The organism is Streptomyces sp. NPDC047081, assembly GCF_040643775.1.
Classification (GTDB): domain Bacteria; phylum Actinomycetota; class Actinomycetes; order Streptomycetales; family Streptomycetaceae; genus Streptomyces.
On sequence record NZ_JBEYUY010000002.1, the window covers coordinates 542,983 to 565,076 of the forward strand.

Annotated in this window: 21 protein-coding genes and 1 pseudogene; 12 read left to right on the plus strand and 10 right to left on the minus strand. The window is 71.9% G+C overall.

The annotated features are described in order from the left end of the window. Window positions 1–22: 22 nt before the first annotated feature. From hisD to ABZ848_RS05570, 3 genes are all read left to right on the plus strand, one after another. Window positions 23–1,324: a histidinol dehydrogenase gene (hisD, locus tag ABZ848_RS05560; protein WP_360825720.1), complete on the plus strand. Its 1,302-nt coding sequence runs from the start codon at window positions 23–25 to the stop codon at window positions 1,322–1,324. Beyond that, window positions 1,321–2,082 carry an SDR family oxidoreductase gene (locus tag ABZ848_RS05565; protein WP_360825723.1) on the plus strand — a complete coding sequence of 254 codons (762 nt, stop codon included), beginning with the start codon at window positions 1,321–1,323 and terminating at the stop codon, window positions 2,080–2,082. Before hisD ends, ABZ848_RS05565 begins: the two co-directional genes overlap by 4 nt. Window positions 2,083–2,381: 299 nt before the next feature. Then, window positions 2,382–4,286 carry a hypothetical protein gene (locus tag ABZ848_RS05570; RefSeq protein ID WP_360825726.1) on the plus strand — a complete coding sequence of 635 codons (1,905 nt, stop codon included), beginning with the start codon at window positions 2,382–2,384 and terminating at the stop codon, window positions 4,284–4,286. A 2-nt stretch (window positions 4,287–4,288) separates the two neighbouring features. Here the strand turns inward: ABZ848_RS05570 and ABZ848_RS05575 are convergent, their stop codons facing one another. Beyond that, a complete protein-coding gene (locus ABZ848_RS05575; protein WP_360825729.1) occupies window positions 4,289–4,696 on the minus strand; it encodes a nuclear transport factor 2 family protein in 408 nt (135 codons plus the stop codon). Window positions 4,697–4,779: 83 nt separating this feature from the next. Here ABZ848_RS05575 and ABZ848_RS05580 point away from each other — a divergent pair, with 83 nt between their 5' ends. Further along, window positions 4,780–5,502, plus strand: a complete 723-nt coding sequence (locus tag ABZ848_RS05580) for a methyltransferase domain-containing protein (protein WP_360825730.1) — start codon at window positions 4,780–4,782, stop codon at window positions 5,500–5,502. 12 nt (window positions 5,503–5,514) lie between these two features. On the opposite strand, the gene ABZ848_RS05585 is transcribed toward ABZ848_RS05580, so the two are convergent. Beyond that, the gene (locus ABZ848_RS05585; RefSeq protein WP_360825732.1) at window positions 5,515–7,590 is read right to left on the minus strand and encodes an AAA family ATPase; all 2,076 of its coding nucleotides are present in this window, start codon (window positions 7,588–7,590) and stop codon (window positions 5,515–5,517) included. Window positions 7,591–7,729: 139 nt separating this feature from the next. Here ABZ848_RS05585 and ABZ848_RS05590 point away from each other — a divergent pair, with 139 nt between their 5' ends. Beyond that, the gene (locus tag ABZ848_RS05590) at window positions 7,730–8,587 is read left to right on the plus strand and encodes an MEDS domain-containing protein (protein WP_360825735.1); all 858 of its coding nucleotides are present in this window, start codon (window positions 7,730–7,732) and stop codon (window positions 8,585–8,587) included. 58 nt (window positions 8,588–8,645) lie between these two features. On the opposite strand, the gene ABZ848_RS05595 is transcribed toward ABZ848_RS05590, so the two are convergent. Both ABZ848_RS05595 and ABZ848_RS05600 read right to left on the minus strand, forming a co-directional pair. Then, window positions 8,646–9,389: a GntR family transcriptional regulator gene (locus ABZ848_RS05595; RefSeq protein WP_360825738.1), complete on the minus strand. Its 744-nt coding sequence runs from the start codon at window positions 9,387–9,389 to the stop codon at window positions 8,646–8,648. 130 nt (window positions 9,390–9,519) lie between these two features. Further along, on the minus strand, window positions 9,520–10,686 hold the full coding sequence (locus ABZ848_RS05600) for a serine hydrolase domain-containing protein (protein ID WP_360825741.1): 1,167 nt from the start codon (window positions 10,684–10,686) through the stop codon (window positions 9,520–9,522). 632 nt (window positions 10,687–11,318) lie between these two features. On the opposite strand from ABZ848_RS05600, the gene ABZ848_RS05605 reads away from it, so the two are divergent. Together ABZ848_RS05605 and ABZ848_RS05610 are read left to right on the plus strand one after the other, a co-directional pair. After that, on the plus strand, window positions 11,319–11,642 hold the full coding sequence (locus ABZ848_RS05605; RefSeq protein WP_360825744.1) for a hypothetical protein: 324 nt from the start codon (window positions 11,319–11,321) through the stop codon (window positions 11,640–11,642). A gap of 8 nt (window positions 11,643–11,650) precedes the next feature. Next, window positions 11,651–12,583, plus strand: coding sequence for a hypothetical protein (locus ABZ848_RS05610; protein WP_360825747.1), 933 nt, complete (start codon window positions 11,651–11,653; stop codon window positions 12,581–12,583). A 35-nt stretch (window positions 12,584–12,618) separates the two neighbouring features. Here ABZ848_RS05610 and ABZ848_RS05615 read toward each other — a convergent pair whose 3' ends face one another. Continuing rightward, on the minus strand, window positions 12,619–13,587 hold the full coding sequence (locus tag ABZ848_RS05615; RefSeq protein ID WP_360825749.1) for an acetylxylan esterase: 969 nt from the start codon (window positions 13,585–13,587) through the stop codon (window positions 12,619–12,621). Window positions 13,588–13,690: 103 nt separating this feature from the next. Here ABZ848_RS05615 and ABZ848_RS05620 point away from each other — a divergent pair, with 103 nt between their 5' ends. Further along, on the plus strand, window positions 13,691–15,049 hold the full coding sequence (locus ABZ848_RS05620) for an 8-oxoguanine deaminase (protein ID WP_360825752.1): 1,359 nt from the start codon (window positions 13,691–13,693) through the stop codon (window positions 15,047–15,049). A gap of 245 nt (window positions 15,050–15,294) precedes the next feature. Here ABZ848_RS05620 and ABZ848_RS05625 read toward each other — a convergent pair whose 3' ends face one another. From ABZ848_RS05625 to ABZ848_RS05635, 3 genes are all read right to left on the minus strand, one after another. Next, window positions 15,295–15,912, minus strand: a complete 618-nt coding sequence (locus ABZ848_RS05625) for a hypothetical protein (RefSeq protein ID WP_360825755.1) — start codon at window positions 15,910–15,912, stop codon at window positions 15,295–15,297. A 177-nt stretch (window positions 15,913–16,089) separates the two neighbouring features. Next, the gene (locus tag ABZ848_RS05630) at window positions 16,090–16,845 is read right to left on the minus strand and encodes a ferredoxin reductase (RefSeq protein WP_360825758.1); all 756 of its coding nucleotides are present in this window, start codon (window positions 16,843–16,845) and stop codon (window positions 16,090–16,092) included. Further along, window positions 16,838–17,443, minus strand: a complete 606-nt coding sequence (locus tag ABZ848_RS05635; protein ID WP_360825761.1) for a sulfite oxidase-like oxidoreductase — start codon at window positions 17,441–17,443, stop codon at window positions 16,838–16,840. Before ABZ848_RS05635 ends, ABZ848_RS05630 begins: the two co-directional genes overlap by 8 nt. Before the next feature lie 152 nt (window positions 17,444–17,595). On the opposite strand from ABZ848_RS05635, the gene ABZ848_RS05640 reads away from it, so the two are divergent. Continuing rightward, a complete protein-coding gene (locus ABZ848_RS05640) occupies window positions 17,596–18,522 on the plus strand; it encodes an NADP-dependent oxidoreductase (protein WP_360825764.1) in 927 nt (308 codons plus the stop codon). After that, window positions 18,519–19,229 (plus strand): GNAT family N-acetyltransferase, encoded by a 711-nt coding sequence (locus ABZ848_RS05645; protein ID WP_360825767.1) that lies wholly within the window; start codon window positions 18,519–18,521, stop codon window positions 19,227–19,229. The genes ABZ848_RS05640 and ABZ848_RS05645 overlap by 4 nt, the downstream gene beginning before the upstream one ends. Here the strand turns inward: ABZ848_RS05645 and ABZ848_RS05650 are convergent. Next, a complete protein-coding gene (locus ABZ848_RS05650) occupies window positions 19,226–19,663 on the minus strand; it encodes a MarR family winged helix-turn-helix transcriptional regulator (RefSeq protein WP_360825770.1) in 438 nt (145 codons plus the stop codon). The two genes, ABZ848_RS05645 and ABZ848_RS05650, sit on opposite strands and share 4 nt — an antisense overlap. A 27-nt stretch (window positions 19,664–19,690) precedes the next feature. Here ABZ848_RS05650 and ABZ848_RS05655 point away from each other — a divergent pair. Together ABZ848_RS05655 and ABZ848_RS05660 are read left to right on the plus strand one after the other, a co-directional pair. Then, window positions 19,691–20,249: pseudogene (locus ABZ848_RS05655) on the plus strand (hypothetical protein); the annotation flags it as partial. A 206-nt stretch (window positions 20,250–20,455) separates the two neighbouring features. After that, complete coding sequence (locus ABZ848_RS05660; protein ID WP_360825773.1) at window positions 20,456–21,241, plus strand: putative protein N(5)-glutamine methyltransferase; 786 nt, start codon at window positions 20,456–20,458, stop codon at window positions 21,239–21,241. A 12-nt stretch (window positions 21,242–21,253) separates the two neighbouring features. Here ABZ848_RS05660 and ABZ848_RS05665 read toward each other — a convergent pair whose 3' ends face one another. Next, window positions 21,254–21,982: a hypothetical protein gene (locus tag ABZ848_RS05665; protein ID WP_360825836.1), complete on the minus strand. Its 729-nt coding sequence runs from the start codon at window positions 21,980–21,982 to the stop codon at window positions 21,254–21,256. Window positions 21,983–22,094 lie beyond the last annotated feature (112 nt).

The following is a 22,094-nucleotide window of genomic DNA, read 5'->3' on the forward strand; positions in this document are numbered from 1 at the left end:
CACCCGCAGAAAGGCCGCCGTTGTGGCAGAGATCCTGAAGCACGCCGTACCCAAGGCGGAGGTCACCGCCTCCCTCGGCCAGGTGCGCGAGACCGTCGCCGGAGTCATCGCGGACATCCGCGAGCGCGGCGACCTGGCCGTGCGCGAGTACTCCGAGAAGTTCGACAAGTGGAGCCCGGACTCCTTCCGACTGAGCGAGGAGGAGGTCGAGAAGATCGTCGCGTCGGTGCCGCAGCAGGTCATCGACGACATCCGGTTCGTACAGGAGCAGGTGCGCACCTTCGCCCGCCGCCAGCTGGACTCCATGGGCGAGTTCGAGCTGGAGACCCTGCCGGGCGTGCGGCTCGGGCAGAAGCACATCCCGGTGCAGGCGGCCGGCGCCTACATCCCCGGCGGGCGTTACCCGCTCACCGCCTCCGCCCACATGACCATCGTGACCGCCAAGGTGGCGGGAGTGCCCCGGGTGGTCGCCTGTACGCCGCCGATCCACGGCGAGATCCCGGCCGCCACCGTCGCCGCCATGCACCTCGCGGGCGCCGACGAGATCTGGCTGCTCGGCGGCGTCCAGGCCGTCGCCGCGATGGCGGTCGGCACCGACACCATGCAGCCCGTGAATCTGATCGCCGGGCCCGGCAACGCCTACGTCGCCGAGGCCAAGCGGCAGCTCTTCGGCGAGATCGGCATCGACCTGTTCGCCGGCCCGACCGAGATCCTCGTCCTCGCCGACGAGCAGGCCGACCCCTTCGTGTGCGCGGTCGACCTGCTCTCCCAGGCCGAGCACGGCCCCGACTCCCCGGCCGTCCTCATCACCACCTCCCGCGAGGTCGCCGAGCAGACCATCGCCGAGGTCGAACGGATCCTGCCCGGCATGCCCACCCGCGACTACGCCGAGCCCGCCTGGCGCGACCACGGCCAGGTGCACGTCGTCGACACGATCGACGAACTGTACGCACTCGCCGACGAGTTCGCCTTCGAGCACGTCGAGGTGCTCACCGCCGAACCGCGCCTCGCCCTGGAGCGGATGACCCAGTACGGCGCCCTGTTCCTCGGCGAGGGCACCTGCGTGTCCTTCGGCGACAAGGTCATCGGCACGAACCATGTGCTGCCGACCCGCGGCGCCGCCCGCTACACCGGCGGACTGTGGGTGGGGAAGTACCTCAAGACGGTGACGTACCAGGAGGTCACCGACACCGAGTCGCAGGCCCTGCTCGGCCGGTTGTGCGGGCGCGCCTCCCGCGTCGAGCTGTTCGAGGGCCACGCCCGCTCCGGCGACGTACGGGCCGCCAAGGCCGCCGGTGACGAGCTGCCCTGGAACACCGCGTGAGGCTGGACGGGCGTACGGCGCTCGTCACCGGCGGGGGAGGGCCGCTGGGCCGGGCCTTCGCACTGGCCCTCGCGGACGCCGGGGCCCGGGTGGTGCTGGTCGGCCGCAACGAACAGGCCCTCGCGGAGGCGGCGGCCAAGGTGGGCGACGCGGCGCGCACGGCCGTGTGCGACGTCTCCGACCCGGCGTCCGTGCGGGCACTCGCCGCCGAACTCGCCGACGAGGACGTGTCGTTGCTCGTGAACAACGCGGGCGTCGCGGGCCCGGTGCGGCCGCTGGTCGACGTCGAACCGGACGAGTGGGACGAGGTGTTCGCCGTCAACGTCCGCGGTGTCTACCTGATGTGCCGCGCCTTCCTGCCCGCGATGATCGAGGCCGGCCGGGGAGACGTCGTCAACGTCGCCTCGGTCAGCGGCAAGCGTCCCCTGCTCAACCGCACCCCGTACACGGCCTCCAAGATGGCGCTGATCGGCCTCACCCGCACACTCGCGGGCGAGGTCGGCCCGTACGGTGTCTCGGTCAACTCCCTTTCCCCGGGCCCGGTCCGGGGCCCGCGCATGGACCGCAACTTCCGCCTCACGGCCGAACTCACCGGCTGCACGGTCGAGGAGGCCGAACGCGACTTCGCCTCCCGGGCCGCCCTCGGCCGGCTCGTCGAGGAGGACGAGGTGGCCCGGGCGCTGGTCGCGATGCTCGCGATGCCCGGCCTGTGCGGGGCCGACATCGACCTGTCGGCGGGGATGATCGCACCCGCGTAACCGAACAACACTCCGCGAACGGCGAGGTGGACGGCGTGACAGCCGCCCGCCTCGCCGTCGTGCGTGCGCCGCCGAACGCCCTATGGCCACTCTGTGTGATCGCCATGAAACCGGCCCCCCGATCCGAGGCATCGGGTTCCGGGATGCGTGTGTGAGGTGCCTGTTCCCTGTTCCTCACGGCTGCTTCACTCCCTCGTGCGCACCTCAGGTGCCCTGGTCCGAGCCGTCTCCGCCGCGCATTCAGACGGCCGGTTCGTCACGCTGCGCAATGGCGCACCGATCCCCTGGGAAGGCATGCAATGACGCTCATCACCCGACGCTCCCTCCTGATCGCCGGCACGGCCGCCACGGCCGGAGCCCTGCTCGTCCCGGTCGGCTCGGCCACGGCCGCGCCGGCGGCGACCGGCAAGCAGATCACGGTCGGCTCCGGCGAGACGTACGAGCTCTCCGCGACCACCCGGGTGAGCCGACTGACCATCGCGGAGGGCGGCAGGATCGCCGCCCCGGACGGCTACAGCCTCTCCCTCACCGTCAACGGAGTGGAGACGGGCCAGCTGCTGACCGAGACCGGAGGCACGGCGACCCTGATCCAGGCCGGGACCTACCAGGGCGACGTGGTCCTCACGGTGGCCGCCGCGAACGAGGTGACGTACGAGACGCTCACCTTCCCCTTCCGCCAGGCCCTCTACGTCGACGCGGACGGCGTCGACCGCGACAGGTCCGTCCTCGCGGCCGTCCTCGGCGGCAGGCTCACCGACACCCTCGCCCGCAACGTGTCGGTCACCTCGACCGGCGAGTGCTTCGACGGTGTGTTCGTCCAGGACGCCACCTACACGCTGGAGCGCCCCACCATCTCCCTGACCGGGAACGGCCGTTGCGACTTCGCGGGTTACGGCGCCGCGGTCGTCGGCGACGGCTCCACCACCAAGCTGGTCGTGGACGGCGCCCGCATCAGCAACAAGGGCGTCGTCCGCACCGGCGTCATCTCCAACGACGGTGCCAACGTCGTCGTGAAGAACTCCACCGTCCGCTGCCGCAACGGCGTCCTGCCCGCCGACTACCAGGCCACCGTCGAGACCCCGTACATGGAGTCCGTGCCCTGGATGCTCGGCCTCGACGGCAATGTCCGCGCGACGAACCTCATCGGCAAGAACAGCCGGGCCACCTACCTCAACTCCACCGTGTTCTCCGAGACTTGGGGCGCCCTGTCGGTCGAGGGCGGCAGCGGGCTCAAACTGACCGCGGTCAACAGCCACGTCGGCAACACCGGCGAGTACGGGTACGGCACCTACGCCATCGGCGACGCCACGGTCCGCGTCCTAGGCTCACGCTTCGACGTCGGCAGCTACGCGACCATCATCGCCGGGCCGGCCGCGGTGGTGCACTACGGCGACAGCGCCAAGGAGGCCGTGGCCGCCCTCAACACCGAGCTGGAACTGGGGCTGACCGCCGCCGAGTTGGCGTCGATCCAGGCCCGCAGCACGGTCGTGAACTCCGGCCACTTCGGCTACATGTTCTTCGGCGCAGGCCAGTTGACCCTCGACGGCGGCACGGTCATCAACTCCGAGCGGGCCACCTTCCTCAACAAGGGGCAGCAGACCACCATTTCGGTCGACGGCTCCCAGGGCGCCCGGCTCAACCCGCGCGACGGGATCATCCTGCAGATGATCGAGCTGGACGACCCGGGCCCGGTCAACGTCAACGGCAAGATGATGAACGTCGGCGTCTACACCGAGCCCACCACCGACCCGACCAAGGACTCCACCTTCGACACCACGGCCGTGCACACGGCCGACGGAGCCGCCACCTTCACGTCGATCGCGGTCGGAGGAGACTTCTACAACGGCATGCGCAAGGGCAAGAACATGGTCCTGACCTTCGAGGACTCGACCGTCGAGGGCGTCATCTCCTCGACCAAGGCCAAGCACCGGGTCTCCAGCATCGACTCGTCCACCTACTACGAGCTCGGCATCGTCACCAACACCGTCCAGGCCGCCGTCAACAACGGTGCGATCGTGCGGCTGAACAGCGGCTCCACCTGGACGGTCACCGGCACCTCGTACCTCACCTCCCTCACCCTCGCCGCCGACGCCGCCGTGAAGGCGCCGCGCGGCAAGTCGGTGAAGCTGACGGTGGACGGCACCGAGACCGCCCTTGCCGCCGGGAAGAGCTACACCGGCGCGCTCGTCCTGACGGTGGCGTGAGTTCAGGGGGCGGCGGCCGACCGTGCCTCCGCCTCCTTGGCGATCTCCTCGAACCGTGCGCCCATCGCCTCGGCCAGGGCCTGGGCGCCCGACAACGGCCGCACCATGACCATGAGTTCGTCGATCAGGCCGCTCTCGTCCAGGTGGATGAAGTCGCAGCCGGTCAGCGTCCGATCGCCCACCCGCGCGGTGAACACCAGCGCGTGGTCGCGGCCGTCGCCGCCGGCGAACTCACGGTCGTAACGGAAGTCCTCGAAGACCTGCGACACCGCGCGCAGGATCGCCGCGGTGATGGCCTTGCCGGGGTACGGCTTGAAGACGACCGGGCTGGTGAAGACGACGTCCTCGGCCAGCAAGGCCTCGACGGCGTCCATGTCCCCGACCTCGACCGCCTCGCGGAACGCTCGCATCACACCACCTCATAATCAATTTGTTGAGTAGGTGTGGATGAGGGTAATCAGTCGCGGTAAGGGTGTCCACTAACCTGATGCGGATGTTCAGCCCCGAAGGCCCCAGCCTGCGTGAACTCGCCGTCCAGGCGTTGTCGTCCGTCGAGCACGGCTACGACCTGCTCGCGCCGAAATTCGACCACACCCCCTTCCGTACGCCCGCCTCGGTGCTGGACGCCGTCGCCGCCGCGCTGGCCCGCTCCGGGCCCTTCGACACCGGCCTCGACCTGTGCTGCGGGACCGGCGCGGGCGTCGAGGTGCTGGCGCGGGTGTGCCGGCGGAGTGTCACCGGGGTCGACTTCAGTGCGGGCATGCTCGCGGTGGCCCAGGAGCAGGTGCGGCCGGCGGGGCCGGAGGTGTCCTGGGTCCGGGCGGATGCCCGCGCGCTGCCGTTCCGGGCGGGCTTCGACCTCGTGGTGAGCTTCGGGGCCTTCGGCCACTTCCTGCCGGAGGAGCTGCCGGGGCTGTTCGCCGAGGTCCACTCGGTGCTGCGGCCCGGTGGCCGCTTCGCCTTCCCGGTGCTGGCCCCGCCCCGGCCGACGTCCCCCGCGTACTGGATGCTGCTCGGCTTCGACGCCGTGATGCGGGTGCGGAACGCCGTGTGGCGGCCGCCCTTCGTCATGTACTACCGGGCCTTCCGGCTCGGGGAGGTGCGGCGGGAGCTGGAACGGGCCGGGTTCCGGGTCGAGTTGGCGGCGCTGCCGGAGTTCGGGCGGCGGGACGACGGAAGCCCGCGGGTGCGGCTGGTGACCGCCGTCAGGACCTGAGCCCAGCGCCGATCACAGGTCGGACGCGTCGAGCGCGCCGCCCAGCGCCAGCGCGATCGCCGCGTCCGGGCCCAACTCCCGCCCCTCGCTGACCACTTCACTGAACCGGGCGTCACCGAGCGAGGCGCGCAGCAGGCGCTCGTACTCGCGGTGGAAGACCGTGCGGTCCGGTCTGCCGAGCTGCGGCAGGCCCGCCGCGTACCAGAGGCGCCGGCTCACGCCGAGGAGGCGGGCGGCGAGTTCGTCCTCGCCGCGCGCGGCCTGCGCGGCGACCAGCAGGTCGGCCACCGCGGCGGCGCCCAGCCGGTCGTGCACCCGCCACTTGGCGGCCAGCGCCGCACGCGCGTGCCGCACCGCCTCCTCCGCGCGCCCCAGGCCGATCCCGGCAAGGGACACGAAGAAGTCGCCCCAGGCCCGCATCCACAGCTCCCCGCGCTCGGCGCACTCGGCCCGCAGCCGCTCGGCGACCGCAGCGCACCGCTCGAACGCGGCCTGGCCGGCCAGCAGATACGCCTGCAGCGCGAGGGTCAGCAATTGGAAGAACTCGGCCCCGCCGTCCCCGGCCGGCGCCTGCCCGACGCTCCCGTACAGCACCGCCGACCGCGCCGACTCGCCCCGCACCGCCAGGCTCGCCCCCGTCAACGGCAGTGCGGGAACAGGGAGTTGACGCTCCTCGGCGAGCCACACATAGGCGGCGCTGACCGACTCGGCGGCCTCCAGGTCGTCCGGTACGACGGTCACCAGCCGGTGCGCCCACACCGCGAGGGTGTGCTCGGGCCCGCCCTCCTTCGGGGCCCGGTGCAGGGCCCGCTCCAGGAAAGCGCGGCCCTCCTCGGCGAAACCGCAGGCGAACCAGAAGAACCAGAGGGAGCCGGTGAGTTCGAGCGCGGTCTCGGGCTCCGGCGCCGTCAGGCACTCCTCGACGGCGAGCCGCAGATTGGCGTGCTCGGCGCTCAGCCGCTCCGCCCACATGCGCTGCCCGGGCCCGAGCCACTCCGCCTCGCCCTGCCGGGCGATCCACCGGAAGTAGTCCCGGTGCCGGCGCCGTACGGCTTCTCCCTCGCCCAGACCGGTCAGCCACTCGGCGCCGAACGAGCGGACCGTGTCCAGCATCCGGTAGCGCACCGGCGACTCCTGGTCGTCCCGGGCGACGATGGACTTCTCGGTCAGCGAGGCCAGCAGCGCGAGGATCTCCTCCGGGTCCAGCGGGCCGCCGTGGCAGACGAACTCGGCCGCCTCGACGTCCCAGCCGCCCGCGAACACCGACAGCCGGGCCCACAGCAGCCGCTCCAGAGGCGTGCACAGCTCGTGGCTCCAGCCGATCGCGGTGCGCAGCGTCTGATGCCGGGCCGGCCGCGGCCGGGCGGGGGAGACCAGCAGGTCGAAGCGGGAGCCGAGGCCCTCCAGGAGCCGGTCCAGCGGGAGGCCGCGCAGCCGGACCGCGGCCAGCTCCAGGGCCAGCGGTATGCCGTCCAGACGGGCGCACACCGCGGCAACGCGCGCCCGGTTGGCGTCGGTCAGCGCGAACGACGGCTCCGCGGCGGCGGCCCGGGCCGCGAACAGCGCCACCGCGTCCTCCCGTTCGCCCAGCGGCAGCGGGGCCACGGCCAGCAGCTGCTCGCCCGGCACCCCGAGCGGCTGCCTGCTGGTGGTCAGCACCCTCAACTGCGGTACGTTCGCGAGCAGTTCCCGCACCACACGGGCGCACTCGTCCAGCACGTGCTCGCAGGTGTCCAGCACCAGCAGCACCGGCGCCCCCTCCAGGTGCTCGCACACCGCCTGCAGCAGCGGGCGCAGCGTCTGTTCCGCCAGCCGGGTCGCCTGCGCCACCGCGTTCGTGAGCAGATCCGGATTGCGCAGCTCCGACAGCTCCACCAGCCAGGCCCCGCCGGGGAGGCCGGCCCGCGCGGCATGGGCCGCCCGCAGCGCCAGCCGCGACTTGCCCACACCTCCGGGGCCCGTCAGTGTGACCAGGCGCTCGGTCCCCAACAGTCCGGCGATTTCGGTGAGTTCGGCGCGCCGGCCGATGAAGGAGTTCGCCTCCGCGGGAAGGTTGCCGGTCCTGCCGCCCTGCACCGAGGCCGCCATCGTCCCCCCTCACCGGAACCGATGGCGGTCACCATAACGCCTCACGGGAGCAGTGTTGCGGGCGTACCGTGGAAGCGGTCCGCACACACAGGGAGGTGCGGGGATGGCCGTCGTACCCACCCAGAAAACCGTGGGACAGATGCGACACGGGGACCATCTGCTGCTCGGATACGACACCGACGAGGAGCGCGAGACCGTACTCGCCGCGTTCCTGCTGGACGGCCTCGCCAGTGGCCACCGCGGGCTCTTACTGCCGCCCGCCGACATCCCGGCGGGACTCGCCCTCTCCTTCCTGGAGACGCACGGCTGCCGGGTCGACGAGGAGATCGCGGCCGGCCGGCTGCGCGTCGACCCGCATCTCGCCGGGCCCGACGGGCTGTGGGACCTGGACGAGGTGATCCGCCGGGAGGCGCGCCTCGCGGTCGGGGACGGCTTCCTCGGCCTGCGGGTGTGCACCGAGACCCTGCGCGCCCGGGCCGGCAGCGGCCTCAAGACCCTGCACGACAGCGAGCTGCTGCTCGACCCCGTGTTCGCCTCGATGCCGGTGCTCGGCATCTGCCAGTACGACCGCCGCGTCTTCGACGAGACCGAACTCGCCCCGCTCACCGGGCTCCACCACGGCCGGGTCGGCGCCGACGACGTCTGGCGCGACGACCTCCTGGCCATCACCCGCACGTTCGCACCCCCGGGCCTCGCGCTGGCAGGCGAGGTCGACGACACCAACGTCACCGCCGTCGCCCGCGCCCTGCACGCCGAGACCCTCCGCGCCCACACCCGCACCGCGAACGGCTTCCGCACCCGCCTCGACCTGCACGAACTGAGCTTCATCGACGTGGGCGCCCTGCGCCTGCTGGTGTTCACCGCCCTCGGCCTGTACGCGGCCGGCGGCACCCTCGAACTCTCGGGCGTCGCCCCGCACATCCAGCGGGTGATGAGGGTGACGGGCTGGGACCGGGTCCCGGGCCTGCGGATCGAGCAGGAGGGAGAAGTGGCATGACCGCCTTCGTCCGGGACGGACTGGACGCAGGCGATGCCGTCCTCAGGCCCGCCGCCCCTCACCCGGCCGCGGGCAACGTGAACTCATAGACCAGGGCGTCCTGTTGGGCGTCCACGACCAGGTCGGTGATTTCCAGCGGTCGTGCGTACTGGTCGTGCACGCGCCGCCGCACCCGAACCGACGGTGCGTCCGCGAGCGGGGTGATGGAGTCGCGGTGGTATAGGGTCAGGCCCGCCCTGCGCATCCAGTCGTAGGCGCGCCGGAGTTGGGCCGAGGCGGCGCCGTCCGCGCGGTCGCGGTAGCGGGCCAGCTCCTCGACCTCCGACAGGGCGACGGCCGAGAACGACGTCACGGCCGTACGGCGGCCAAGGCCGTCCGCGCTCGCCGACTCGTAGCGGTGCACCAGCGTCGGCCGGTGCGGGGCGAGCCCCAGGGCCTCGGCGTGTTCCGGCGGGGGAGTCTCCCAGGCGACCGTGGACCGGTCGGCCGAAGCGGGGTCGGCGGTCCGGGCACCGAGCGGGAAGGCCGGCGTGGACGGGGTCTGTACCGGCAGTCCGGGCAGCGTGGCGTGGCTGCCGCGCCGGTCGGTGGCGACGAGGCCGTCCCGGCGCAGCACCTCCAGCGCCTGCCGTACGGTCTCCCTGCTGACCCCGAAGTGCTCGGCCAACTGCCGTTCGCCCGGCAGCCGTTCGCCGGGCGGAACCGTGCCGTCGCGCAGCTCGCCGAGCAGCTGCGCGGCGACGCGCCGGTACAGTGGCCGCCCCTCGGCGCGGGCGTGATCGTGCGGGGTGGTGCGGGCCATGCCGCGCCTCCTGTTGGTGACGTGCCGTAGTCGTGCGGGCTGATTGCGTCACCAGATCTAGCATTGGTCTAAACCACCAGGGAAGGCCGACCCGGTGGTTCGGCCGAAACCGCACCGCCCGCAATGGCGCTCACAGCGCGCTGTAGAGGGCCTCGATCAGTGCCATCTTCCGCGGGTCGTTGGCGATATGAGGCCCCATCCGGTTCATGACGTACCCCAGCGAGACGCCCGTCTCCGGGTCGGCGAGTCCGCAGGAGCCGCCGAAGCCGTCGTGTCCGAAAGCCTTCGGGTTGGGCCCGTACGATCCGTTCTCCCCGCTCAGCCAGAGGCCGAGCCCGAGCTCCGTCTCGCCGTCGAGCCCGATGCCGAGCACCAGGTCCCGGCAGCCGCCCTGCCCCTCGCGCACCCGCTCGGCCGCCGCCTCGGACAGGACGCGGTGGCCGTCGTACGACCCCCGTCCCGCGAAGATCCCGTACAGCGCGGCGACGGCCCGCGCGGTGCCGTGACCGTTCGCGGCCGGGATCTCGGCGGCCCGCCACGCGGCGGTGTTGGCCTCGTCGGCGCCGACGATCGGATTGGTCAGCGCGGCGAGCGCCGCGGGCGTCAACTGGCTGAAGATCGCGGCCTGTTCGCTGCTCGACGCGGCAGGCGGATGCACCAGCTCCGCCGCCCGGCCGGCCTCCGCCTCCGGCAGCCCGACGGTGAAGTCGATCCCGAGCGGCCCGGTCACCTCCCGCTCCAGGAACGCCCCCGGCCGCAGCCCGGAGACCCGCCGCACCACCTCCCCGACGAGGAAGCCGTACGTGAACGCGTGATACCCGGACGCGGTCCCCGGCTCCCACCAGGGCTCGGTCGCCGCGAGCCGCCGCGTCGTGAACTCCCAGTCGTAGAGCTGCTCCAGCGAGTGCGGCTCCCGCGGCCCGGACAGCCCGGCCCGGTGCGACAGCAGATGCCGTACGAGCACCTTCTCCTTGCCGGCCGCGGCGAACTCCGGCCAGTACTGGGCCACGGGCGCGTCGAAGTCGAGCAGCCCCCGGTCGGCGAGGATGTGCGCGCACAGGGCGACGGGCCCCTTGGTCGTGGACCACACATTGACGAGCGTGTCCCGCTCCCAGGCCCGGGTGCGCGCGGAGTCGGCCCACCCGCCCCAGAGATCCACCACGGTCTCGCCACCGACCCGAACGGTGACGGCGGCGCCGAGCTCGCCCCGCTCCCGGAAGTTCTCCTCGAACGCCTCCCGCACCACCGCGAACCGTTCGTCGCAGTGACCGTCCACGTGTGGCTCACGCTCCGCCATGGGATCCTCCGCCGTCCACCGGAACCCCGGACCGCGACGCTGCGGCCCGGGCATCCAGAACGTACCGACTGGTCGGACTGGAGGGAAGATGTGCGGCGGGATGTAGCTGGTGCCTTGGTGAAGTCGCGTTCCGGGATGGGGAGTTCATAAACAGGCTCATCCCTTTTCCGGTCCGGAGCAGGGGCGCATAATCCTGCTACCGATTCGGCGAATTCGTCGTTACCGGGAGGGGGATGTCGATGAGGCGGATCACTAAATCGTGGCGCTTGGCTTCACTTGTCGTGGCGATGGTTCTGGCAACCGCTCTTGGGTGCGGATCTCCGGAACAAAGAAGAGTGCCGTCGGATGTCACGGACACAGCGGTCGATTCCGGCACCGCGCCCGGAGGTGAGGTCACCCGTACGCAGACCGGGACTGCCGGCCCCGGCCACGGTGCGCCGGCCCCGTCGGCATCGAAGGGGGGCCCGGTCGGTAAGAGGCCGGACGTAGGGGTCAGCTGGCCGGGATTCGGTGAGACTGGCGCACCTTCGGGCAGCCCCACCGGATCCACTCCGCCCCCGGGTGAAGGTCCTTCCGAGGGTGACACCTCTCCTGAGGAGGACACCACGACGCCGTCCGACGCCGTGTTGGACGTGTCTTCGTCCGATTGGTACGCGAGCCTCGTGTACCAGGAGTGCGAAGACGTACAGGACACCCAGGCGCAGGACGGCCTGGCAACGCTGCTACGGGGCCTGAGGGCCGTCTGCCCGGCCGTGGCGCCCGAGGGGCAGGCGGACTGGAAGGTTGCGGAGAGCGCGTACTACGCCCTCTCGTCCTCCGGTGGCCTGGCGGACACCGGCTGCGAGGAGGGTAACGGGTATCTGCTGCTCGAACAGCTGGTGACCTTGCACCGCGAGCACCCGGACGCGCGCTTCCACGTCGCGACCGGCGACAACGGCACCTTCGGCCGCTGCTGACCGCCGGCATGAGCACCCCTGAGCCGCTCCGGACGCCGCGATCCGGCGCCTCGTCCATTCGGGCCTTTCTGGTGCAGGCCGGCGCGACCATGGCAGCGCAGGTTTCACTGCTGGCCGCATTGCTGTTCTATTTCGGATGGAAGAGGAACCAGGCATTCTCCGGTTATCTCGGCTATTCCGAGAGCCAGCTCAATTCATCGGCGCAGAGGTATGTGCTCAGCAGCATCGCGGCACTGTTCGATCCACTGCTGATCGTTGCCGGAGTGGCGCTGCTCTGGCGGATCGCCGATCCCCTTCTGGTGAGGCTGTCCACGGATCGCGAGAGGCTCCGCAGCCGGGTCTGTTCTGGACTTGTCTCGTGCCTCGTCGTGGTCCCGGTCTGCACCTGGGCGTTTCTGCGGCTCTCGCCGCGATGGTGGGAACTGGGGCTGCCCGCATCGCTCACTGTGGGGGTACTGCTGGCGTGTTGGGCCGGCGCTCTGTGGGCCAGAACGCAGGCCGGCGGGGAGAACCGGCCGCCCACGCAGGACGAGGACGAAACTGAGGGGCAGCGGGCGCCCGGGCCCGCTTGGCTGACCTGGAGCGCCTCGCTGGCTGTCTACGTCCTGGGGCTCGTCGTGATCCTTCTGTTCTGGACCGCCGGCACCTTCGCCGAGATCCAAGGGCGAGGCGCCGCGAAGAGCCTGGTCGCGCACCTCGGTGACACCACCAGCGTGACGGTGTTCAGCGACAAGGATCTTCGTCTGTACGGTGCACCTGGTGTCCGGCCCACCGTTTTCGACTCTCCCGGGGCATACCGCTACCGGTACGAGGGGCTGAAGCTCGTCGCGTACTCGGACGGCAAGCTCTTCCTCATCCCGAGCGGGTGGACCTTCGACCACCCTGAGGTCATCGTCCTGCCCGAGCAGGCTGGGATCCGCGTGGAATATGTCTATCCCTGACGATCACCGTCCGCCCGGGCGCGGTCTGGAGCCGCTCAGGCGTACTCCCGAAGCCACCTCACCTTGGCCGCCTCCTGGTAAGGCCCCCCGCCCTCGTGGTCGTTGAAGTCGTACACCTCGATCTGCTTGTCCTCGTGGGCCCAGGCGTTGAAGGCCGCGAAGACCGTCGAGGGTGGGCAGGTCTGGTCCTCCAGGGCCGCCGAGAACAGCGCGGGGGTGCGGGCGCGGGCGGCGAAGTGGACGCCGTCGAAATAGGCGAGGGTGCGCAGGGCGTCCGCGGAGCGGCCGCGGTGGGTCTTGAGGAACAGGCCGATCTCGCGGTACGGGTGACGGTCCGTCAGGGTCGCGGCGCGCGGGTAGTCGCACAGGAAGGGGACGTCCGGGGCCGCCGCGACGACGTCGGGTACCAGGCCCGCGACGGCGATCGTGATGCCGCCGCCCTGGCTCGCGCCGAGGACCGCCGTGCGGGAGGCGTCGGTCAGGGGGTGGGAGCGGGCCGCCTCGACGGCGCGCACGGCGTCCGTGAAGACGCGGCGGTAGTAGTAGTTCTCCGGCGCGTCGATGCCGCGCGTCATGAATCCGGGGTACGCGGGCGCCCCGCCCACCGGGTCCGCGGTGCCACCGCCGCCGCCCCACGCGCTGCCCTGGCCGCGCGTGTCCATCACGAAGTGCGCCCGGCCGGTCGACGCCCACAGCAGGTGCTCGTGCGGGAGGCCGCGTCCGCCCCCGTAACCGATGAACTCCACGACCAGCGGCAACGGTTCGGCCGCCTGGGCGGGCAGCGTCAGCCAGCCCTTCACCGGGTGCCCGCCGAACCCCGCGAACGTCACGTCGTACACCCGCACCGTCGTCAGACCCGTGTCGACCGGTTCGAAGCGGGCGTCCAGGTCGTGCTCGCGGGCCTCCTGCAGGGTCTTGGACCAGAACGCGTCGAAGTCCTCGGGCTCGGCGGACGCGCTGCGGTACTCGTGGAGCTCGTCGAGGGGGAGGTCGAACAGGGCCATGTAGGACCGCCTTTGAGTAGGGACGTACCGGATGATCACACCGTACGTGTGAGGTCGGACGACTCGCCAGGTCCTTCCCGGACCGCGCCTCTACGATGGCGCCATGTCGTCACTCGTGGATCTGCTGGTCAAGGACGCCGGACTGCTGGTCGTCGACGGGGATCGGGAGATCCCCGGCGGCTGGCTGGCCGTGACGAACGGCCGGGTCACGGCGGTGGGCACGCCCGGGAGCGAGCCCGCGGCGCGTACGACCGTCTCCGCAGGTGGGAGGCTCGTCACCCCCGGGTTGATCAACACGCACCACCACATCTACCAGAACCTCACCCGCTCCTACGCCCCCGCCGTGAACGGCACCCTCTTCGACTGGCTGACCACGCTCTACCCGCTGTGGGCCGCCCTCGACGAGGAGGCCGCCTACGTGTCCGCGTACGTCGGCATGGCCGAACTGCTCATGGGCGGCTGCACCACGTCGTCCGACCACCTGTACGTCCACCCCCGCCCGAACCTCGTCGACGCCGAGATCCGCGCCGCCCGCGACATCGGCTTCCGCTTCCACGCCACGCGCGGTTCGATGACGCGCTCCGTGGAGGACGGCGGTTTGCCGCCGCGGAGCGTCACCCAGACCACGGACGAGGTCCTCGCCGACAGCGAGCGGCTGATCAAGGCGCACCACGACCCGGAACCGGGCGCGCTGATCCGGGTCGCGCTCGCGCCCTGCTCGCCGTTCTCGGTGACCAAGGAGGTCATGACGGCGACCGCGGAGCTGGCCGAGCGGTACGACGTACGCCTGCACACGCACCTCGCCGAGGACCACGACGAGGACACGTACTGCCTGGAGACGTACGGCTGCCGGCCCGTCGAGTACTTCGAGGACTGCGGCTGGATGAGCGACCGCACCTGGGTCGCCCACTGCATCTATCCCAACGACGACGAACTGCGCCGGCTCGCGGACGCCGGTGTCGGGGTGGCGCACTGCCCCAGCTCCAACATGCTGATCGGCGGCGGTACGGCCCGGGTGAGGGAGATGCGCGAACTCGGGCTGCCCGTCGGCATCGGCTGCGACGGCTCGGCCTCCACCGACCACGCCTCGCTCTGGATGGAGACGCGGGGCGCCCTGCTGCTGGGCCGCTACCGCGGTGGCCCCGGCGCGATGACCGCCCGTGACGCCCTCGACCTCGCGACCCGTGGCTCGGCCCGCTGCCTCGGCCGCGCCGACGAACTGGGGCACCTGCGCCCCGGCGCCTGCGCCGACCTGGTCGTCTGGGACCTCCACGAGGTCGCCCTGGCGGGCGCGCTGACCGACCCGATCGAGGCTTGGCTCCGCTGCGGGCCGGCTCGCGCCTGGACGACGGTGGTGGGTGGCCGGGTACTGGTGGACCGGGCCGAACCTGTGCTGCCGGGGCTGGCGGATGCACTGCGGGACCATGGGCGGGTCGCGCGTCGGATGCAGGGGGCCGGCTAGCGGCGGGGGCCGAGGGGGCGGCGGTCGGACCGCACCCGCCGGGGAGCCGTGAGACCGCGTGCCGGACCGCCGTCACGCCGCGCTCACCGGGCTGCTGACGGATCGTGCAGACGGGATCGCGGGCTTGCTCGGCGGCTCGGCGGCTCCGCGGCTCGGGTGGCATCGCCGTACCCGGCCCCAGCATCGTCACACCGCGCCCGGCCTGACCGTCGTCAGACCGTCCTCGCCCAACCGTTCAGCGTTCGTCACACCGTCCCCGCCGGACCACTGTCGGGCCCGCCCGCCTGCCTCCGTGTCCACAAGGGTTCCGTGCGGGTCCACTCCGCTTCCCACTCGGTCAGGCGGTGGCCGAGGGTCACGCGGTGGATCACCGCGTTGGCCAGGAGGACCACCGCCACCGTGCCGCCCGCGGCGCAGGTGCCGATCGTGACCGTGTGCTGCCAGATCTGGGTCTGGCCGGGTGGTGGGCTGACCGTCCGGCCCTGGGCGTCGAGCCAGACGTCGACCGTGTCGCCGTGACCGGTCCCCGCCGGGACACGTGCCCTGGTGGTGTGCGTGCCGGTGACCGGGTCCGTCCAGCGCACATCCACCCGGAACGAGTGCTCACGCCCGCCCTGCACCGAGGGCAACTGGTCGGGAGTCGTGCCGATCACCTTGGCTCGCACCCGGTGCCGCTCGGCCCGTTCCGCCGCCGCGACGGACCGCGCCTCGCCGTGCGCCCACCAGCCGACGAGCGCGCCCACCAGCGGCGCGCCCACGAACAGCAGCACCGCGGCGACCAGCGCCGTCCACGCCTCGACGACGTCCGACCGACGCCGCAGCGGATTGCGCCGCCAGCGCCAGCCGCGCACCCGGGTTCGCATCTCGACCTCCTCGCCGTCACCGGAGCCGGAGGGGCCGTACCGTGTCAGATCCGTATTGTCTCTCCGCACCGTGTTTGCGCGCGAGTGCCCGTAACAACCGGATACCCAACCCGTCGGAGAACGTTCACGTCGTTCGGGCCCGGCGGCACCGGAAAATCGGCCGAAGCGACCGGAAAATCAGCCGAAGCGCTCGATCCTGATCCGGTCCACGGGCTGCCCGGCCGCGACGAGCAGCCGCGAGGCGTGCTCCGCGAAGGCGTTCGACCCGCACACATAGGCCTCCCACCCACCAGAAGGCTGCTCGGCCAGGAGCGGCGCCACATGTGCCGCGGCCATACGTCCTACCGCCACACCCTCCGGCGCAATCCGTGTGAAGACGGGCGTCGTCTCCGCGCCGAACTCCCGCGCGTAGATGAGCTCCTCGGGACTGCGCGCCGACACCAGCAGCCGCAACGGCACGTCGAGGCCGCGCGCCCGGTGGTGCCGCACCATCGACATCAGGGGTACGACCCCGGAGCCCGCGCCGATCAGCAGCGCGGGCCGGTCGCCGGGCCAGGCGAAGAAGCCGCTCAGCGGACCGCGCACCTCGACCTCGTCGCCGGGCTTGGCCACCGTGTGGAACCAGCCCGACACCTCACCGCCCTCGACATGGTCCAGGGTCAGCTCGATGTGCCCGGCGTCCTCGGGCGCGGACGCGATGGAGTAGTGCCGCTGGGCCGCGTAGCCGTCCTCGGCGGTCAGCCGCAGCATCAGATGCTGGCCGGGCAGATGCCCGGCCCAGGCGGGCACCGCGAACCGGAACGTCGAGGCGTGCGGAGTCTCACGGCGGATCTCGGTGAGCGTGGCGGTCTGCCACACCGCGGCGGCCCGGTTGCTCACCGCGATCCGGCCGGGCACGGCGAAGCGGGTCGGGGGAGTGAAGGTCTCAGTCACCGGAGTACCGCTGCTCCTCCCACGGGTTGCCCCGCGCGTGATAGCCGTTCTGCTCCCAGAACCCCGGCTCGTCGTGGTCCAGCAGCCGGATGCCCGCGATCCACTTGGCGCTCTTCCAGAAGTACAGATGCGGCACCAGCAGCCGCGCCGGACCGCCGTGCTCGGGGTCGAGCGGCTTCCCCTCGTACTCGAACGCGATCCAGGCGCGCCCGCCGGTCAGGTCGGCGAGCGGGAGGTTCGTGGTGTAGCCGGTGTGCGAGTAGGCGACGGCATGTGTGGCGGACACATGTGGCCGCACCACATTGAAGAAGGCGTCCAAAGACACGCCCCCGAACCGGACCCCGAACTTCGACCAGCTCGTCACACAGTGGATGTCGCCCCGGTACTCCGACGCCGGCAGCGCGTGCGCCTGCTCCCAGTCCCAGCTGCGCGGCCGTTCCACGAGCCCGTCGACGCGGAAGCTCCAGTCGGCCGGCGTCAGCTCGGGCGTGACCTCGGCGGACAGCACGGGCCAGTCCTCGCCCGCGTCGTACTGGCCGGGTGGCAGCCCCGGATTGTGGACGCGGGCGCGTCCGGTGAAGCCTCGGGTGACGTTCATGCTTCAACCGTAACGTGCCGTCTTCGGTGCTCCGTCCCTGGTCAGCGCGGCGATCATTGCGGCCGTATGAACACTCCCGCGCACGGGGAATAGCAGCTCGCCGATCTTCCTTGCCGACTGATGCCAGGCGCGAGCGAAGGAGAGTGGGAGCAATGCCGAAGGCGTACGTCTTCACCCGGTACGGCGGACCGGAGACCGAGGAGCTCGTGGAGGTGGACCGGCCGGTGCCCGGCCCGGGCCAGGTGCTCGTCGCGGTGCGTGCCGCGGGCGTGAACCCGGTCGACTGGAAGCAGCGCACCGGCTACCGGCGGCCCGGCGAGAGCGGCGAGCGCGAGTTCCCGGTGGTGCTGGGCAACGAGGTGTCCGGCGTCGTCGTCGAGACCGGCCCCGATGCGGCCGGGATCGCGGTCGGGGACGAGGTCTTCGGGAACACGGCGACCGGCGGCTATGCCGAGTACACCCTGCTGCCCACCGCCGTCACGGCCCGCAAGCCGTCCGCGCTCTCCTTCCGGGACGCCGCGACCCTCCCGGTGGCCGCGGCCACCGCGCACGACGGGATCCGCCAGCTCGACCTGCCCGCCGGCGCCACGGTCCTGGTCACCGGCGCGGGCGGCGGGGTCGGTATCGCGGCCGTGCAGATCGCCCGCGCCTTCGGGCTGCGTGTCGTGGGCGTCGCGAGCGAGGCCAAGAAGGACTTCGTCGAGGCGTACGGCGCGGTCCACGTCCCGTCCGGCCCGGACCTCGCCGAGCGGGTGCGCGCGGCAGCCCCCGACGGCGTCGACGCCGTGTACGACCTGGTCGGCGGCGAGGTGCTCACCGAGGCCGCGAGCCTCCTCGACGACCGTACGAAACTGATCACCGCCGGAGCACCGGCCGAGGTCGTCGAGGAACTCGGCGGGGCCCGGGTCGCCCGGGCCCGCACCGCCGCCGTGCTCGACGCCGTCGCCGAGCTGGTGCTGAACGGCGACCTCGACCCGAACGTCACGCAGACCTTCCCGCTGGAGCGGGCGGGCGAGGCGCTGCGCACGGTCGAGGAGGGCCACGCCCGCGGCAAGATCGTGATCGAGGTCGCGGGATGAGCCACATACTCGACAACCCCGCCCTGGCCTCCCTCACCGGTCCGCACGCGCACTTCGCCGAACGCCGCGGCCGGGTACTGCGCTACCCCGTCGACGTCTCGCCCTGGCTGGCGCTGCCCGACCAGCCCGACGCGGAGGACTGGGCGGACCTCGCGGCGCTCTGGGGCCCCGGCGCCGAGGTGCCGCTGCCCGGCTTCCGGGGCGAGGTCCCGGAGGGCTGGGAGATCACCATGAAGATCGACGGCGTACAGCTCGTCGACGACGGCCTGGACGCCGCACCGGACCCGGAGGCCGTCCGTCTGGGCCCCGCCGACGTGCCCGAGATGCTCGACCTGGTCGCCCGCACCCGCCCCGGCCCCTTCGAGGCACGCACCATCGAGCTCGGCACCTACCTGGGCATCCGCCGGGACGGCGCCCTGATCGCCATGGCGGGGGAGCGGCTGCACCCGCCCGGCTGGACCGAGATCAGCGCCGTCTGCACCGACTCTGCGTACCGCGGCGAGGGCCTCGCGACCCGGCTGATCCTGGCCGTCGCGCACGGCATCCGGGAGCGCGGCGAGACCCCGTTCCTGCACACCGGCGCCGCCAACACCACCGCCATCCGCCTGTACGAGTCCCTCGGCTTCGCCCTGCGCCGCACCACCGTGTTCGGGGCGGCCCGCGCGCCCCAACACCTCCCGGACGAGAGGGCGTTGGCCCTCTCCTAGGCGTCGCCCTCCGGCGGTGTCCACGAGTTGTAGCGCACGAGGTAGTCGGCGAACCGCTCCAGGTCGTCCTCGGCCCAGCCCGCGAGCCGCTCCCGGAAGGCCGCGCGGCGACTGTCGGTCACCTGGGCGAGGATCCGGCGGCCCGGCTCGGTCAGATGCAGGACCTGGACGCGGTGGTCGTCCGGGTCCAGCCGCCGCTCCACGAGCCGGGCCCGCTCCAGCGCGGCGACCTGCCGGCTGACCGTCGACTTGTCCAGCGCGTAGTGCGCGGCCAGATCGGTGGCCCGGCAGCCGCCGCTCTCCTCCAGGTGCCCGAGCAGGGTGTACGACACCAGGGACAGCTCGGGGTGCATGCGTCCCGCCGAGGCCCGGGCCCGGCGGGCGAAGACCGTCATCTCGCGCTGGATCGCCTCCACGGCCTCGTCCGCGTCCACCGGTATCTCCCTCACTCGCCTGGTTGTATAGTACAACTTGGTGGGAGTTGTATAAGTCAACCATTGGGCGTCGTCGGCATGGGGCCCGCGTACATGGGGGGCGTCCGTGACTCCGGAGCCCCACCATCTGCCGGTCGCCGTGGTCGGCGCCGGGCCCGAGGCCAAGGTGTTCGCAGTGACGTCAAGGACGGGGCCGGGAGACAAGCTCCACGTATGGTGACGGACATCGCCGCCCCGGTCGACGACGACCCTGCCGGACAGGGCCTGTTGTTCCTGCTGATCGCGCTGAGCATCGGCTCCTACGCGTCCGTCGCCGCGCTCGACGTCTCGGCGGTCGTCAGCGGCATCGGCGCGCTGCTCGCCGGACCCGTCTTCCGCCTCGCCCACCACGACCTCACGAGCCTGTGGGGCATGGCCTGGCTCTACTCCGCCGGCATCCTCTTCATCGGCGTGGGCCTGCACACCTTCCTCAAGCGCTGGACCACAGAACGGCTTCTTCGGCACCCTGCACGCCTTCTGGAACGGCGCCGGATTCGTCGAGGGCATCCGCAGCTTCCTGTACTTCGGCGGCGACGGGCTGCCGAGGAAGAGGAGGTCGAGGAGACCGTCGGCGTCTGAGCGTTGGGGTAATGTGACCGGCGGCCGTGGATCGACCCGGCCGCCAAAGACCGAGGAGGTGAGACCCATTACCGCTGTGGCAGGTCGGGTGCTCTCACCTCGGATCGACGCGGATCACCGCCGGTAGGCGACCGCGAGAGCGCCCTTCGACTCCCCGAAAGGCTCTCGGCTTCCATGCCTCCAATCTCTCCGTCCGTACGCGACTCGGTCGTCGCCGCGCTGCGCGCCGCCGGCTGTGTCTTCGCCGAGGACGAGGCCCGGTTGATCCTGGCCGCCGCCCGCACCCCGCAGGAACTGTCCGGCCTGGTCGACCGCCGGGTAGCCGGCCTTCCCCTCGAACTCGTCCTCGGGTGGGCCGAGTTCCGCGGACTGCGGATCACGGTGGAACCTGGCGTCTTCGTGCCCCGCCGCCGTACCGAATTCCTCGTCGAACAGGCCCTCGCCCTGGCCCCGCGGGCGTCCGTCGTGGTCGACCTGTGCTGCGGCTCGGGGGCCGTCGGCACGGCTCTCGCCACCGCGCTCGGCGAGATCGAGCTGCACGCCGCCGACATCGACCCGGCCGCGGTCCGCTGCGCCCGCCGCAATGTCGCCGGCGTCGGCGGCCACGTCCACGCGGGCGACCTGTACGAGGCCCTGCCGGCCGAACTGCGCGGTCGTATCGACATCCTCGCGGCCAATGTGCCGTACGTCCCCACCGGCGAGGTCGGCCTGCTGCCCGCCGAGGCCCGCGACCACGAGCCGCTCGTCGCCCTCGACGGCGGCGGTGACGGCCTCGACGTCCTGCGCCGGGTCGCGGTAGAGGCGCCGCGCTGGCTGGCGCCGGGAGGTTGCCTGCTGGTCGAGACGAGCGAGGCGCAGGCCCCGGCGGCCGTGGAAGCCTTCGCCGACAGCGGCCTGAAGGCACGTCTGGCGACCGACGAGGAGCGGTACGCGAACGTGGTGATCGGTATCAGGGCCTAACGCGCCCGGTTCTCACGTCGTCGCGCCGCTCCCCGAAGGGCTCGGTGACGGGCTGGCCGGCGGGGAAGGCATGCGCCAGTCCCGCGGGCCGTGGCCCGGGAATCCGCCGCGTCCGTCGCCGCCCGGGCCCTTGCCGTCCTGTCCCTTGTCGTCGAAGGTCCCGGAGAGCACCCGGGTCGCCGTCCTGGTGCCGCTGTCCGAGCGGGTGCCGACCAGGAAGACGGTCTCGTCCTTCTTCAGGTCACCGGAGCCGGTGCTCTTCGTGCCGTCCTGCAGCACGGTCGTGTCCGAGTTCACGGTCCACGTCCACTCGGCGCCGTCCTCGCTCTTGACCGTGACCTGGTCGCCGGACACCTTCTCGACGGTGCCGCGCTGCCACACCCGTACGACCCACTTGCCGGTGTCCTGGTCCTTGACGGTCGACTCGCCGTGCACGCCCATGCCACCGAAGTCGAACCACCGGCCGCCGTGCCCGCCGTCGGGCCCGCTCGGGGACGGCGAACCGGACGCCGAGGGCGTGGCGCCCGTGGCCGGACCGCTGCTGGTCGCGGCGTAGGCGACCGTGCCGCCCAGCGCCAGCACGGCGACCGTGGCCACCGCGATGACCGCCCGCGACCGGGTGGAGCGTTTGCGCCAGACCCTGTCCCAGGCGGGCTCCTGCGCCCGCTCGGGGCCGCCCGGGCCGGTCATCACTTCCCACTCCGGTGTGGTCCCGCCCTGTTCCTCGTCCGGTTCGTGCATCACGGCTCGCTCCCATCGGCCACGGCACCCGGCATCCCCATGCCATGCCTTGCTGTGATTGTGCGATGGCGGCGATAAGGGGCAGGTAATCAATACCTGTGAAAACCGGGCG